This is a genomic window from Ancylobacter pratisalsi (assembly GCF_010669125.1).
Classification (GTDB): Bacteria; Pseudomonadota; Alphaproteobacteria; order Rhizobiales; family Xanthobacteraceae; genus Ancylobacter; species Ancylobacter pratisalsi.
Genome location: NZ_CP048630.1, coordinates 404,685 through 418,272, shown reverse-complemented (window position 1 = coordinate 418,272; position 13,588 = coordinate 404,685). Strand labels below are relative to the sequence as shown.

Sequence of the window (13,588 nt, the reverse complement as noted above, 5' to 3'; positions counted from 1 at the left end):
GTAATACGGGTTGGATGCCCAACATTTAAGCGACGAAGGTTTGCGCTCGGAATGTGCGCATGGGCGTTCCTGCGCTAGCATGGGGGCAATGGCCCGCAAGTGGCCGCCACCAGGAGGAACCCCCGATGCGCCTCAGTTTTCCCGCGCGCCTTCGCATTTCCGCACGGTCTGGCCTGTCCGTCCCGCTCGCCGGTCTGGCGCTCGCTTCCGGCCTGTCGCTCGCCTGCGCCACGACGGAGCCGTCGCGGATCGCCGTTCCCGAGATCGGCTTCAGCGATTCGTCTGGTGAGGCGCGTAACCAGCAGTCCGAGCACGAGGCCCGCCGGCTTGAACTGACGGAAGGTCTGCGCGCCGATGTCGGGCGCAGCGGCGCGCTGGAGAGCCTGCCGCTTTCCTGCGGCGAGGGCTGCACGCTGGATGCGGAAGGTGTCGACCGTCTGCGCCGGCAGGCGCGCGAGGAGGGGGCCACCTATCTGCTGGTCGGCAAGGTCCACAAGATGAGCACGCTGGTGCTCTCGATCCGCTTCGCCGTGCTCGACACCGCGAGCGGGAAGCTGGTGATGGAGCGGCTTCTCAGCTTTCGCGGCGACACCGACGAGGGCTGGCGCCATGCCGGCGCCTATGTGGCGCGCGAGGTGGCGGAGACCTTCGCCGACGCGAAGAACTAGCGCAGTCGATCCGCCCTTCGGCGGCACGCCGGCGGCAGGGGTGATGGCGTGAACGGTCCGGACACCGGCCCGGCCGGGATGCGCTGCGTGAGGCGTGCCGGCGTCAGAAGTTCCAGCGTTGGGCCTTGGCGACGAGGAAGTCGCGGAACACCTGGATGCGCGCGACCGAGCGCATTTCCTGCGGGTAGACGAAATAGGCCTCCAGCGTCGGCGTCGGCCGCTCCTGGAACAGCTGGACCAGCGTCGCCGAGTCCTCCAGCAGATAGTCCGGCACGATGCCGATGCCCACGCCGCGCTCCACGGCGCGCTTCAGGCCGAGCACGTTGTTGACCGACAGCGAGGGCGTGCGCCCGGGCTCGCCATCTTCCAGCCCGGCGCGCTCCAGCCAGTTCAGGCCCTGGAAATAGCTTGGGATCGGGCCGCCGAGCAGGATGATGCGGTGCTTCTCCAGCTCGTCCAGCGTGCGGGGATGGCCGTTGCGCTTGAGATACTCGGCCGAGGCGAAGGCGTGGAAATGCACCGTGAACAGCTTGCGCTGGATCAGATCCGGCTGCACCGGCTGGCGCAGGCGAATGGCGACGTCCGCCTCGCGCATGGCAAGGTCCAGCTCGTCATCGGTCAGGATCAGCGTGATGCGGATGTCGGGATAGAGTTCCAGGAACTCCCCGATGCGGGCGGTCAGCCAGTGGGTGCCAAGACCCATGGTGGTGGTGACGCGCAGCTCGCCATTGGGCTTCTCGCGGCTGTCGGTCAGCTTGGCCCGCGCCGCCTCCAGCTTCATGAACACTTCGTGGGCGGTGCGGTAGAGCAGGTCGCCCTGCTCGGTCAGGATCAGGCCGCGGGCGTGGCGGTGGAACAGGGGAATGTTCAGTTCCTGCTCCAGCGCCGAAACCTGCCGGCTCACCGCGGACTGGGAAAGCCCGAGCGCCTCGCCGGCGTGGGTGAACGAACCGGCCTCCGCCGCGACGTGGAAGACTTTCAGCTTGTCCCAGTCCATGTCGCGGGCGCGGTTGGCCTTGTGTTCCATTGGATCAGCTCACTCGGCGGCTTGGGCGAGAGGCTCCTGGACAGCGAGGAAGCGTTCGGCCTCCAGCGCTGCCATGCAGCCCATGCCGGCGGCGGTTACGGCCTGGCGGAAAATATCGTCGGCGACGTCGCCGGCGGCGAAGACACCCTCGACCGAGGTCTGGGTGGAATGCGGCGCGGTCCAGACATAGCCGCTCGGCTTGAGCGTGAGCTGGCCGGCGACGAGTTCGGTCGCCGGGGCATGGCCGATGGCGATGAACACGCCGTCCGCCCGATGCTCGCTCAGCGCGCCGGTCTCCACGTTCTTCAGCACCACACCGGTCACCTTGGTCGGCTCCTCGCCGCCCTTCACCTCATGCAGGGCGGCGTTCCACACCACCTCGACCTTGGGGTGCGCAAACAGGCGATCCTGCAGGATGCGCTCGGCGCGGAAGCTGTCGCGGCGGTGCACGATGGTGACCTTGGAGGCGAAATTGGTGAGGAACAGGGCCTCTTCCACGGCGGTGTTGCCGCCGCCGATCACGAACACTTCCTTGCCGCGATAGAAGAAGCCGTCGCAGGTGGCGCAGGCGGAGACGCCGAAGCCGCGATAGGCCTGCTCGGAGGGCAGATCCAGCCAGCGCGCCTGCGCGCCGGTGGCGAGGATGACCGTTTCGGCGATCCACACCTGCCCGGAATCGGTCTCCAGCCGGAACGGCCGGGAGGAGAAGTCGGCCTTGGTCACGATGTCGTTGACGATGCGGGTTCCCATCTTCTCGGCCTGGGTCAGCATCTGCTCCATCAGCCACGGCCCCTGGATCGGGTCGGCGAAGCCGGGATAGTTCTCGACATCGGTGGTGATGGTCAGCTGCCCGCCGGGCTGGATGCCCTGGATCAGCACCGGTTGCAGCATCGCCCGCGCGGCATACACGGCCGCGGTATAGCCCGCAGGACCGGAACCGATGATCAGAACCTTGACGTGGTGGGGCGAAGCACTGGAAATCGCAGCCGACGACATGTGATGTACCTGTAGCGGACCTGAAGGATCGTTCCCGAGCCGATGATCTCGAGCGGAGAGATCCGGCCAGTTGGGTGACACATGCGCGGTCCGCAAGTGCGACAGGGGCCAGCCATGCGAAAATGTAGGGGCTCGTGGGTCGCTCTGCAAGCGGCACAGAGATTGACACTTAGTTTTCCAAGGGAAGATTGCGCTGCGGCCCCGCGAAAGATAATTGCTCTGGCCGGTCGCTGCTCTATGGTCGCGGCCGTATTGCCCCTTCCGCCGCCTTATCAGGAGATGCCGGCTTGCCTCGCCGTATCGACGCGATCGACATGAGCATCCTGCGCGAGCTCCAGAGCGACGGCCGCATCACCAATGTGGAGCTGTCGCAGCGCGTCGGCATTTCCGCGCCGCCATGCCTGCGCCGCGTGCGCACGCTGGAGGAGGAGGGCATCATCAAGGGCTATCGCGCCCTGCTTGATGAAAAGCAGCTCGGCTTTGAACTGATGGCCTTCGCCATGGTTCATCTCGTCAGCCAGGCCGAGACGGACCTCAACGCCTTCGCCGAGCAGGTCGAGCGCTGGCCGCTGGTGCGCGACTGCTGGATGCTGTCGGGCGAGACGGACTTCATCCTGCTTTGCGTCGCGCCCGACCTCCGCAGCTTCCAGAACTTCGTGCATGAGCTGACGGGCGCGCCCAATGTGCGCAACGTGAAGACCGCGCTCTCGCTGAAGCAGACCAAGGATGCCCCGGTGGTGCCGATGGAGGGGAGCGCTCCTTGATCGTCGCCACCGCGACTGACACCGCCTATGTGGAACTGACGGCCGTTCTGCTTGCCTCCCTTTCCGACAGGGCGGGTGCGGACGTCGGCGCGGTCTATGTGTTCTGCGACGGCGTCAGCCCCGCCGACAAGGAGAAGATGCGGCTGAGCTACGGCCGTGACGGGCTGGAATTCGTCGATCTGACCGATGCGATGGGCGCCTTCGCCGCGCGGCCGGTCAACAATCATCTCTCGCGCACCGCCTACGCCCGCATCCTGATGCCGCTGACGCTGGCCGATGCCACCGGCCGGCTGCTCTATATCGACTGCGACACGCTGGTGAACGGCTCGCTGGCGCCGCTCGCCGAGATCGACATGCAGGGCCATGCGCTGGCGGCGGTGGACGACATCGCCCTTCAGGTCCCCGAACGCCACGCCAAGCGCAATCTCGACATCGGCCTGCCGGCGGACATGCGCTATTTCAACAGCGGCGTGCTGCTGATCGATCTGGAGGCCTGGCGCCATCAGCGGATTTCCGAGCGGGTCATCGAGTTCGTCGACGCCCATCCCGAACTGCCGATGATGGACCAGGACGCGCTCAACGGCGCGCTGCGCGGCGACTGGCTGGCGCTGGACGAGCGCTGGAACATGCATCGCCGCCTGAAGAAGGGTCGTTATGTCGACGACCCCTCGATCTGGGCGGATGCGCGGATCATTCACTTCATCGGCCAGATCAAGCCGAACTACTCCGATTGCGGCCACCCCTCGCGCGATCTCTATTTCGAGCACCGCGCGCGCACGCCCTTCGCCAACGCGCCGATCAAGACGCGGTTCGGACGGAAGGTCGAGAAACGGGTGCGCCGGCTCAAACGTTTCATCGGCCGCCTCAAGCGAAGATTCGAGGGCTAGCATGGACCACAGCCTTGTCGGCGAGTACGCGAAGCTCCACTCCCGTCATCGCTACGGCGCCACCGCGCGGCACGCGCTGGCCGACATGCTTCCCCATATTCTTGCCCTCCGGCCCGCGTCGCTGATCGACTTCGGCTGCGGGCAAAGCGACCTCGCCTTTCTCATCGCCGCGAAGGCGTGCATCGGTGAAATTCACCGCTACGATCCCGCGATTCCCGCCATTTCCATCCTGCCGGCGGTGCGTGTGGATCTGGCCGTCAATGTCGACGTGATGGAACACATCCCCGACGAGGAAATCGACGCCGTGCTCGCCAGCATCGCCGCGCTGGCGACCCATGCGCTGCTGGTCATCGATACCGGGCCGGCCAAGATCCTGCTGTCGGACGGGCGAAACGCGCATGTGTCCCAGCACGGGGCGTCGTGGTGGCTGGAGCGCCTGCGCCCGCATTTCCCCGCCATCCGCCAGATGCCGATCCACCGACGCAACCGCGTCGCCTTCAAGACCTGGGACGGCGAGGTTGGCGGGCTGGCCGGGTTCAGCGTGCGGATGCGTGAGCGCGCGATCTACCGGGTGCAGAAACTCTCCCGTTCGGCGCAGCGCAAGCTGCTGGGCCCCGGCGTACATGGAGCCGTTCTTTGAAGCTGCTGGTTCTGCGGGACAAGAAGCCCGGCCATTTCAACCAGGCTGAGGGTGTGGCGCTGGCGGTGGGCCGTCTGACGCCGACCGAGACCGCGCGCATCGACGTGCACCCGAACTGGTTCGCCCATGACGATGTGCGCAAGTTCATCATGCGCCGCTACGGCCGCACCGTGCCGGACGCCCGCAGCTGGCTGCGCCGGATGTACGACATCGACGCCGATGCACTGGACCGGCCGGATGTCATCATCGGCTCGGGCCGGCCAACCATCGCCGCGGGCATCCTTATCAGCCGCGCCTTTGGCGGGGTGCCGTTCCTCTATTCCGGCGGGATAGGCGGCTACGACACCCGCGAGGTGAGCCTGATGATCGTGGCCTCGCCGCGGGCGGCGGGAAATCCGCGCTGCGCGTACAGCCTCATTCCCTCGACCGTCGACCCCGATGCCTATCCGCCCCCGCGCCGGCTGGCTGTGCCGGGCGACCTTCACGGCGCCGAACTGGCGCTGCTGGTCGGGGGCACCGCCTATCGCAAGGAGTGGCCCCAGAATGAGTGGGACGCCCTGATCCGGCTGGTGCGCGACCTGGCGGCCAGCCACGGCGTGCGCTGGCGCGTGACCACCTCGCGCCGCACCCCGGACGAGGTTGGCGCGAGGTTCGCGGCGCTGGCCGGCGAGGGTGTGCTGGCGGAGTTCATCGATTACCGCACTGCCGGTCCCGGTTCGGTGCGCGCGCTGTTCGGCGCCGATGCGGTGGTGGTGACCGAGGATTCCATGAGCATGCTGGCCGAAGGGCTGACCGCGCGGCGCCCGGTCATCGGCCTGCGCTCGGCGAAGGTGCATGATGGCTATGCCAGCGAGGCGATCGCCTCCTGGTGCACGGCGCGCTGGGGCGTGGAAGGGCAGAGCCTGGCCATCCTGCCGCTCGGAACCGTCACCGGCGAGCAGTTCGCCGCCACGCTGACGGCGCTGGAGCCGCCTCAGGGCAACCAGCTCGACCGGCTGGCCGCATTGGTGGCCCCGGTGCTGGGGCTTGAGCCGCGTTCCTAGGAAGGCGGCGGGGCTGGTGAGGTTCTACCCTCAGCGGGTGACCTTGCCCGCCCAGACCACCTCATAGACCGCATTGATCTTGCGCGCCTCGGCCTCGATCGAGTGCGTGCTCTCGATATGGCGCCGCGCGGCGTCGGCCTTGGCGGCGCGCGCGCCCGTGTCCAGCGCCATGAAGGCGGCGATGGCTTCGTTCATGGCGCCGACATCGCCGGGCGGCACAAGCTGCCCGGTCTCGCCCTCGATCACCAGCTCGTCAAAGGCGCCGACCCGTGTCGCCACCACCGGCACGCCGCAGGCCATGGCCTCCAGCGGGGTGACGCCGAAGCCTTCCCAGCGCTGCGGGGCGACGTAGAGATCCAGCGCGCCATACCATTCCGGCGTCTTGGACGTCGCCACCTCGCCGGGGAACAGAATGCGGTCGGCGAGCCCGGCGGCCTCCACCTTTGCCTTCTGTTCGGCCAGGAAATCCTTGTGCGCGCCGGTGGCGCGGCCGAGCACGATGCCGCCCCAGCCCGGATGGGCGGGCAGGGTATCGATCAGCGCATCGACGAAGACATCCGTGCCCTTCTGCGCACGGATGCGGCCGAAACAGCCGATGAGTCGCAAATCGGGCAGCCCGAGGGCGGCGCGCGCCTGCGCCTTGCTGGCGGGCGGGTGAAAACGGGCGACATTGATGCCGTGATGGATGACCGTGGACGGGCGCTCCAGATAGGCCGCCGTCTTCGCCGACGTCGCGATCACGCCGTCCATGCGGCGGATGAGGAATTTGGTCCAGCTTTTGTGATGGCGCTGCGAGGCGGAGGTGAATACCAGCCTCAGCTTCATCCGCAGCACGTCGCGCAGCACGATTCCCGCCAGCATCTCGACATTACGGCGAGCATGCCAGATCCGCACGCGTCGGCCCGCCGGGCGGCTCCAGAAATGAAGCAGCCCGGCAAAGCCGATACGCGGCACGTCAGGTGAAAGACCAGGCCCGAGCGCGGCGATGTGCAGCGCACGGGCCTGGAAGGGCAGCACACGTTCCAGCGTCGCGGTGACACCGGAGAGGCGGCGCTTGAAGTTCGGCGCCACCACTTCCAGTCGCCCGGCATCGATCCCCGCGGGGCGCGTCATGGCCGAGCTTTCATGGCAGGGCTGTCATGTGCGAGCCGTCATGGGCGGGCGCTCCGCGCGGCGGGATGTCAGGCGAAGCGGACGTCGGCGATCTCGTAGGAGCGCGCACCCTTGGGGGTGACGACCTCCACGGACGAGCCGGTCTTCTTGCCGATCAGCGCGCGGGCCATGGGCGAGGAGATGGAGATGCGGCCAGCCTTGGCGTCCGCCTCCATGTCGCCGACGATCTGCCAGCGCTTTTCCTCTTCGGTGTCCTCGTCGATGAGGGTCACCGTCGCCCCGAACATCACCGTGTCGCCGGACAGCTTGCCCACGTCGATGATTTCAGAGCGCGACAGCTTGTCCTCAAGCTCGGCGATCCGGCCCTCATTCAGCGCCTGCTGTTCCTTGGCGGCATGGTATTCGGCGTTCTCGGACAGGTCACCATGCGCGCGCGCCTCGGAAATCGCGGCGATGATGCGCTGCCGGTCGACCTGCTGGCGCTGCTTGAGTTCGATCTCAAGCGCGGCGTGACCGCCGGCGGTCATCGGAAACTTTTCCATAGGTCTGTTCTTGACCTCCCTAAAGGCAAAGACAGCCCTCGCGGAAGGTATGTGAACCAGTGCTGGCTCAAAAACCTCCGCGACGGCTGATCATGTAAGTCGTTCGTGGCCGTCCCTCATCGCCGGGAGGCGATGTCAGTGGCGGCCCGAGCTGAAGTAATCCTGCAGGGCGCGTACTTCCAGATCGCCGCCGATATAGGCCTTGATCCCCCGCGCCGCTGCGATCGCACCAGACAGCGTGGTGTAATATGGCACTTTGTGCAAGAGGGCTGCGCGGCGCAGTGATCGCGAATCCGCGAGCGCCTGGGCTCCCTCGGTGGTGTTGAACACCAACTGGACGCCGCCATTCTTGATGGCGTCGACAATATGGGGCCGGCCCTCAAGAACCTTGTTGATGGTGTCGCTGGCGATGCCGTTGGCGGCAAGGAAGCGCTGCGTGCCCGAGGTGGCGATGATCTTGAAGCCGAGCGACTGCAGCATCGCCGCGGTCTCCAGGATCCGCGGCTTGTCGTCCTCGCGCAGCGAGATGAACACCGTTCCCGAGGTCGGCACCTTGGTGCCGCCGCCGAGCTGGCTCTTGGCAAAGGCCACGGCGAAGGAGCGGTCGAGACCCATCACTTCGCCGGTGGAGCGCATCTCCGGGCCGAGCACGGTGTCGACGCCGGGGAAGCGGGCGAAGGGGAACACGGCTTCCTTCACCGCCACATGCCCGCCGGCGAAGGGCTTCAGGCCGAAGCTGGCAAGCTTCTCGCCCGCCATCACGCGTGCCGCGATCTTGGCGATCGGCTGGCCGATGACCTTGGCGACGAAGGGCACCGTGCGCGAGGCGCGCGGGTTCACTTCCAGCACGTAGATGGTGCCGTCCTTGATGGCGTACTGCACGTTCATCAGGCCGCCGACACCGAGCGCCAGCGCCATGCGGCGGGTCTGCGCCTCCAGCTCGGCGATCATGTCCGGGCTCAGCGAATAGGGCGGCAGCGAGCAGGCCGAATCACCCGAATGGATGCCGGCTTCCTCGATGTGCTCCATGATGCCGCAGATGAAGGTGTCCTCGCCGTCGCTCAGGCAGTCGACATCGACCTCGATCGCATCCGAGAGATAGCGGTCGAACAGCAGCGGGTTCTTGCCCAGCAGCGTGTTGATCTGGCCGGTCTTGTCGTTGGGGTAGCGCGCCTTGATGTCGTTCGGCACCAGCCCGGGCAGGGTGCCGAGCAGGTAGTCGCCGAGCTGGCTTTCCTCGCGGATGATCTGCATCGCGCGTCCGCCCAGCACATAGGAGGGACGCACCACCAGCGGAAAGCCGAGATCGGCGGTGATCAGGCGGGCCTGTTCCACCGAATAGGCGATGCCGTTGGCGGGCTGGCGCAGCTTCAGCTTGTCCAGCAGGGTCTTGAAGCGGTCGCGGTCCTCGGCGAGGTCGATCGCCTCGGGCGAGGTGCCCAGGATCGGGATATCGGCATCTTCCAGCGCCCGCGCCAGTTTCAGCGGGGTCTGGCCACCGAACTGCACGATGACGCCGTGAAGCTCGCCATTGGCGCGCTCGCGGTCGAGAATCTCGATCACATCCTCGGCGGTCAGCGGCTCGAAATACAGCCGGTCCGAGGTGTCGTAGTCGGTCGAGACGGTTTCCGGGTTGCAGTTGACCATGATGGTCTCATACCCGGCGTCCTTCAGCGCGAAGGCGGCATGGCAGCAGCAATAGTCGAACTCGATGCCCTGGCCGATCCGGTTCGGGCCGCCGCCGAGAATGGCGACTTTCTTGGCGCCGGAAGGACGCGATTCATCCATCGAGACGCCCGCGAACGGGGTTTCGTAGCTCGAATACATATAGGCGGTGGGGGCGGCGAATTCGGCGGCGCAGGTGTCGATGCGCTTGTAGACCGGGCGCACGTCCAGCGCCCGCCGGCGCGCGGCGACTTCCGCCTCATGCAGGCGCGACAGGCCGGCCAGGCGCGAATCCGAGAAGCCCATCGCCTTCAGCCGCCGGAAGGCGCCCGCGGTGCGCGGCAGGCCATGGGTGCGTACCTTCGCCTCCATGTCGATGATTTCGCGCAGCTGTTCGAGGAACCACGGGTCGATCTTGCAACTGGCGTGGATGGTCTCGTTGTCGAGGCCAAGGCGCATCGCCTGCCCGACATAGAGCAGACGGTCGGGGGTCGGGGTGCCGATGGCGGCGCGGATGGCGTTCTTGTCGTCGCCCTGGCCAAGGCCCTCGATCTCGATCTCGTCGAGCCCGGTAAGGCCGGTCTCCAGCGAGCGCAGCGCCTTCTGCAGGCTTTCCTGGAAGGTGCGCCCGATCGCCATCGCCTCGCCAACCGACTTCATCGAAGTGGTCAGCACCGGGTCGGCGCCGGGGAACTTCTCGAAGGCGAAGCGGGGGATCTTGGTGACGACGTAGTCGATGGTCGGCTCGAACGAGGCAGGCGTCGCCCCGCCGGTGATGTCGTTGGCGATCTCGTCCAGCGTGTAGCCGACAGCCAGGCGCGCTGCGACCTTGGCGATCGGGAAGCCGGTGGCCTTGGAAGCCAGCGCCGAGGAGCGCGACACCCGCGGGTTCATCTCGATCACGATCATGCGCCCGGTTTCCGGGTCGATCGCGAACTGCACGTTGGAACCGCCGGTCTCCACCCCGATCTCGCGCAGCACCGCCAGCGAGGCGTCGCGCATGATCTGGTATTCCTTGTCGGTCAGCGTCAGCGCCGGGGCGACGGTGATCGAATCACCGGTGTGCACGCCCATCGGGTCGATGTTCTCGATGGAGCAGATGATGATGCAGTTGTCCGCCTTGTCGCGGACGACCTCCATCTCATACTCCTTCCAGCCCAGCACGCTCTCTTCCACCAGCACTTCGTTGGTGGGGGAGGCGTCGATGCCGCGCTCGATGATCTCGATGTATTCGGACTTGTTGTAGGCGATGCCGCCACCCTGTCCGCCCATGGTGAAGGAGGGGCGGATGATGGCCGGCAGGCCGATCTCATCCAGCGCTTCCAGCGCCTGCGGCAGGTTCTTGATCTGGCGCGAGCGCGGCGTGTCGAGACCGATCTTGGTCATCGCGTCGCGGAACAGCTCGCGGTCCTCGGCCTTGTCGATGGCCTCGGCGGTGGCGCCGATCATCTCGACGTCGAATTCGTCCAACACGCCCATCTTGCGCAGCGAGAGCGCGCAGTTCAGCGCCGTCTGGCCGCCCATGGTCGGCAGCAGGGCGAACCCGCCGGAGATGGCGTGGCGCTCCTTGGCGATGATCTTGGCGACGACTTCCGGCGTGATCGGCTCGATATAGGTCGCGTCCGCCAGATCCGGGTCCGTCATGATGGTTGCCGGATTGGAGTTCACCAGCACCACGCGGTAGCCCTCGGCCTTGAGGGTCTTGCACGCCTGGGTGCCGGAATAGTCGAACTCGCAGGCCTGACCGATAACGATAGGTCCGGCACCGATGATGAGGATGGTGGAGATATCTGTGCGTTTCGGCATCGGATCCCGTGCGGCTCGCGCATTTGTCCGGGCACACTAAAAAGGACGCGTCGGTCAACGCGTCCTTGGCCGTTCCCGGATCGGACTTTCTTGGCGGGCGTTAAACCCGCGATTTGGCGCTTCCCTTAAACCAGATTCCGGTGGCGGGGAAGGGTCGGCGAAGCGAGCGCCGTTCTGGCGCCCGCGAGAGGTGAGGGAAGGCGGCCTTACGCCGCCTTCTTGTTCTTCGCGATCATCTCGATGAAACGATCGAACAGATAGTGGCTGTCCTGCGGGCCGGGGCTCGCTTCGGGGTGGTACTGCACCGAGAATACCGGCCTGTCGGTGAGCTGGATGCCGGCGTTCGAGCCGTCGAACAGCGAGACGTGGGTCTCCTGCGCGGTGTCCGGCAGGCTGTCGCGGTCGACCGCGAAGCCATGGTTCATCGAGGTGATCTCGACCTTGCCGGTGGTCATGTCCTTGACCGGATGGTTCGCGCCGTGGTGGCCCTGGTGCATCTTCATGGTGCGCCCGCCCACCGCCAGGCCGATCATCTGGTGGCCGAGGCAGATGCCGAAGGTCGGCACGCCGCTGTCGATGATCTCGCGGATCACCGGCACGGCGTATTCACCCGTCGCGGCCGGGTCGCCCGGGCCGTTGGAGAGGAACACCCCGTCCGGCTTCAGTCCCAGGATCTCCTCCGCCGTCGTGGTGGCCGGCACCACGGTGACCTTGCAGCCCGCGCGGGCCAGCAGACGCAGGATGTTGCGCTTGATGCCGTAGTCCACCGCGACCACGTGGTGCCCCGGCGCGCTCTGGCGGCCGAAGCCCTCGGGCCAGGTCCACGGCGTCTCGTCCCAGCTGAAACGCTGGGCGGAGGTAACCATCGGCACCAGGTCCATGCCGACCAGACCCGGCCATTCGGCGGCCTGGCGCTTCAGCGCCTCGACGTCGAAAATGCCGTCGGGGGCGTGGGCGATCACCGCGTTGGGCATGCCGCCATCGCGGATCAGCGCGGTGAGGGCGCGGGTGTCGACGCCGGAGATGGCGATGATGCCGCGGGCCTTCAGCCACTGGTCGAAATGGCGGGTGGCACGGTAGTTCGACGGTTCGGTGATCGCCGAATGCACGACCACGCCGCGCACGCCCGAGGCGCCGGCCATCGAGATGGTCTCGATGTCGTCCTCATTGGTGCCGACATTGCCGATATGTGGAAAGGTGAAGGTGATGATCTGTCCGGCATAGGACGGATCGGTCAGCACTTCCTGATAGCCGGTCATGGCGGTGTTGAAACACACCTCGCCGACGGCATGGCCGGTGGCGCCGAGGCCGAAGCCTTCCAGCACCGTTCCATCCGCCAGCACCAGCAGTGCCGTCGGCACCGGCTCGGCCCATGCGTCGTCGACCCGCACCTCATCGTCGGAGTGCTGTCCAGCGCTTCCGTTCATCGTGTCTTGTTCCCTGTCGTCGTGTGCCCTAATTAGTCGGTCGCCGCGCCGGACGCCAGCCTTGTGGTTGCGCATCTGTCCTTCGGGGAACGGATGGCTGCGGGGGAGCGCCATCTGCGGTGGCGTGAAGGGCGTCGGGGCGGATCAACAACACGAACGCGGATGACGGCAGGGTGCGGAAAAGTTCCGCGCGGCCGGCCCGCGCACATGGAAGAGGCTGACAAGTGCTGCGCGACGAGATCAATAGCTCCCTCAAGGAGGCGATGAAGGCCGGTGACAAGCTGCGTCTCGCAACGCTGCGACTGGTCAACGCCGCGATCAAGGATCGCGACATCGAGGCGCGCGGCCACGGCCGCGACCCGCTTGCCGACGACGAAGTGATGGGCCTGCTGACCAAGATGATCAAGCAGCGCGAGGAATCCGCGAAGGTCTATGAGGAAGCCGGCCGCGTCGATCTTTCCACGCAGGAGCGCGAGGAAATCGAGGTCATCAAGGTGTTCCTGCCCCAGCAGATGAGCGAGGCCGAATCGCAGGCCGCCATCAGCGCGGTGATCGCGGAGATCGACGCGCACGGGCTGAAGGACATGGGCCGCACCATGGCCGCGCTCAAGGAGCGCTATACCGGCGTGATGGATTTCGGCAAGGCCAGCGGCACCGTGAAGGCCCTGCTCACCGCCTGAGCGGTATGGCGCATCCGCGTCGTGCGGCCTGATGGCCGGGCCATCCCCGGCCATTCCCGGCGTCAGGCCGATCACGCCGCCCGGTCCAGAACCGCGCGTAGAAGCCGAGCCGTTCCCGGGCCTGGGCGAGGTGGGTTGGCGGGAGCCGGCGTGCGGCGATGCGCGCTTGGTCGGCCATGTGGTTCAAAACCGGGCTGTCTGCGGTGAGCGTAAACCGTTCGGTTTGCTGTTCCCGCGGTGAATAGCGGGGATCGTGGTTGGCAAAGGCTCGGCGCGGCGCCACTTAAGCGCCACCATAGGCGCCTAATGGGCCAGCACGGCCCGTGTCTT

12 protein-coding genes are annotated in these 13,588 nt (G+C 66.6%); 6 read left to right on the top strand and 6 right to left on the bottom strand.

Features of this window, described 5'->3' with window-relative positions; all coding sequences use genetic code 11:
- Window positions 1-125 precede the first annotated feature (125 nt).
- Entirely contained in the window at window positions 126-668 is a 543-nt protein-coding gene (locus G3A50_RS01975; protein WP_163073618.1) for a DUF2380 domain-containing protein, read from the top strand.
- A gap of 103 nt (window positions 669-771) precedes the next feature.
- Here G3A50_RS01975 and G3A50_RS01970 read toward each other — a convergent pair whose 3' ends face one another.
- Together G3A50_RS01970 and trxB are read right to left on the bottom strand one after the other, a co-directional pair.
- Window positions 772-1,665, bottom strand: a complete 894-nt coding sequence (locus G3A50_RS01970; RefSeq protein WP_170308655.1) for a LysR family transcriptional regulator — start codon at window positions 1,663-1,665, stop codon at window positions 772-774.
- 39 nt (window positions 1,666-1,704) lie between these two features.
- Window positions 1,705-2,691: a thioredoxin-disulfide reductase gene (gene trxB, locus G3A50_RS01965; protein WP_163073615.1), complete on the bottom strand. Its 987-nt coding sequence runs from the start codon at window positions 2,689-2,691 to the stop codon at window positions 1,705-1,707.
- Window positions 2,692-2,978: 287 nt separating this feature from the next.
- Between trxB and G3A50_RS01960 the strand changes: the two genes are divergently transcribed.
- The 4 genes from G3A50_RS01960 to G3A50_RS01945 are packed head-to-tail and all read left to right on the top strand — an operon-like array spanning window position 2,979 to window position 6,025.
- A complete protein-coding gene (locus G3A50_RS01960; protein ID WP_163073614.1) occupies window positions 2,979-3,455 on the top strand; it encodes an Lrp/AsnC family transcriptional regulator in 477 nt (158 codons plus the stop codon).
- A complete protein-coding gene (locus G3A50_RS01955; RefSeq protein ID WP_163073612.1) occupies window positions 3,452-4,342 on the top strand; it encodes a glycosyltransferase family 8 protein in 891 nt (296 codons plus the stop codon). Before G3A50_RS01960 ends, G3A50_RS01955 begins: the two co-directional genes overlap by 4 nt.
- 1 nt (window position 4,343) lies before the next feature.
- Window positions 4,344-4,982, top strand: a complete 639-nt coding sequence (locus G3A50_RS01950) for a methyltransferase domain-containing protein (RefSeq protein WP_163073610.1) — start codon at window positions 4,344-4,346, stop codon at window positions 4,980-4,982.
- Window positions 4,979-6,025 (top strand): ELM1/GtrOC1 family putative glycosyltransferase, encoded by a 1,047-nt coding sequence (locus G3A50_RS01945; protein WP_163073608.1) that lies wholly within the window; start codon window positions 4,979-4,981, stop codon window positions 6,023-6,025. Before G3A50_RS01950 ends, G3A50_RS01945 begins: the two co-directional genes overlap by 4 nt.
- Before the next feature lie 30 nt (window positions 6,026-6,055).
- On the opposite strand, the gene G3A50_RS01940 is transcribed toward G3A50_RS01945, so the two are convergent.
- From G3A50_RS01940 to carA, 4 genes are all read right to left on the bottom strand, one after another.
- A complete protein-coding gene (locus G3A50_RS01940) occupies window positions 6,056-7,138 on the bottom strand; it encodes a glycosyltransferase family 4 protein (RefSeq protein ID WP_163073606.1) in 1,083 nt (360 codons plus the stop codon).
- A gap of 68 nt (window positions 7,139-7,206) precedes the next feature.
- Window positions 7,207-7,680 (bottom strand): transcription elongation factor GreA, encoded by a 474-nt coding sequence (gene greA / locus G3A50_RS01935; protein WP_163073605.1) that lies wholly within the window; start codon window positions 7,678-7,680, stop codon window positions 7,207-7,209.
- A 135-nt stretch (window positions 7,681-7,815) separates the two neighbouring features.
- A complete protein-coding gene (gene carB, locus G3A50_RS01930; protein ID WP_163073603.1) occupies window positions 7,816-11,151 on the bottom strand; it encodes a carbamoyl-phosphate synthase large subunit in 3,336 nt (1,111 codons plus the stop codon).
- A 206-nt stretch (window positions 11,152-11,357) separates the two neighbouring features.
- The gene (carA, locus tag G3A50_RS01925) at window positions 11,358-12,578 is read right to left on the bottom strand and encodes a glutamine-hydrolyzing carbamoyl-phosphate synthase small subunit (RefSeq protein WP_163073602.1); all 1,221 of its coding nucleotides are present in this window, start codon (window positions 12,576-12,578) and stop codon (window positions 11,358-11,360) included.
- A 224-nt stretch (window positions 12,579-12,802) separates the two neighbouring features.
- Between carA and G3A50_RS01920 the strand changes: the two genes are divergently transcribed.
- Complete coding sequence (locus G3A50_RS01920) at window positions 12,803-13,258, top strand: GatB/YqeY domain-containing protein (protein WP_163073600.1); 456 nt, start codon at window positions 12,803-12,805, stop codon at window positions 13,256-13,258.
- Window positions 13,259-13,588: the final 330 nt, after the last annotated feature.

Bases quoted from the DNA above. Each gene is read 5' to 3' on its own strand.
- G3A50_RS01940 (WP_163073606.1), bottom strand. From the start codon at position 7,138: ATGACGCGCCCCGCGGGGATCGATGCCGGGCGACTGGAAGTGGTGGCG.
- G3A50_RS01975 (WP_163073618.1), top strand. From the start codon at position 126: ATGCGCCTCAGTTTTCCCGCGCGCCTTCGCATTTCCGCACGGTCTGGC.
- carA (WP_163073602.1), bottom strand. From the start codon at position 12,578: ATGAACGGAAGCGCTGGACAGCACTCCGACGATGAGGTGCGGGTCGAC.
- G3A50_RS01950 (WP_163073610.1), top strand. From the start codon at position 4,344: ATGGACCACAGCCTTGTCGGCGAGTACGCGAAGCTCCACTCCCGTCAT.
- greA (WP_163073605.1), bottom strand. From the start codon at position 7,680: ATGGAAAAGTTTCCGATGACCGCCGGCGGTCACGCCGCGCTTGAGATC.
- trxB (WP_163073615.1), bottom strand. From the start codon at position 2,691: ATGTCGTCGGCTGCGATTTCCAGTGCTTCGCCCCACCACGTCAAGGTT.
- carB (WP_163073603.1), bottom strand. From the start codon at position 11,151: ATGCCGAAACGCACAGATATCTCCACCATCCTCATCATCGGTGCCGGA.
- G3A50_RS01970 (WP_170308655.1), bottom strand. From the start codon at position 1,665: ATGGACTGGGACAAGCTGAAAGTCTTCCACGTCGCGGCGGAGGCCGGT.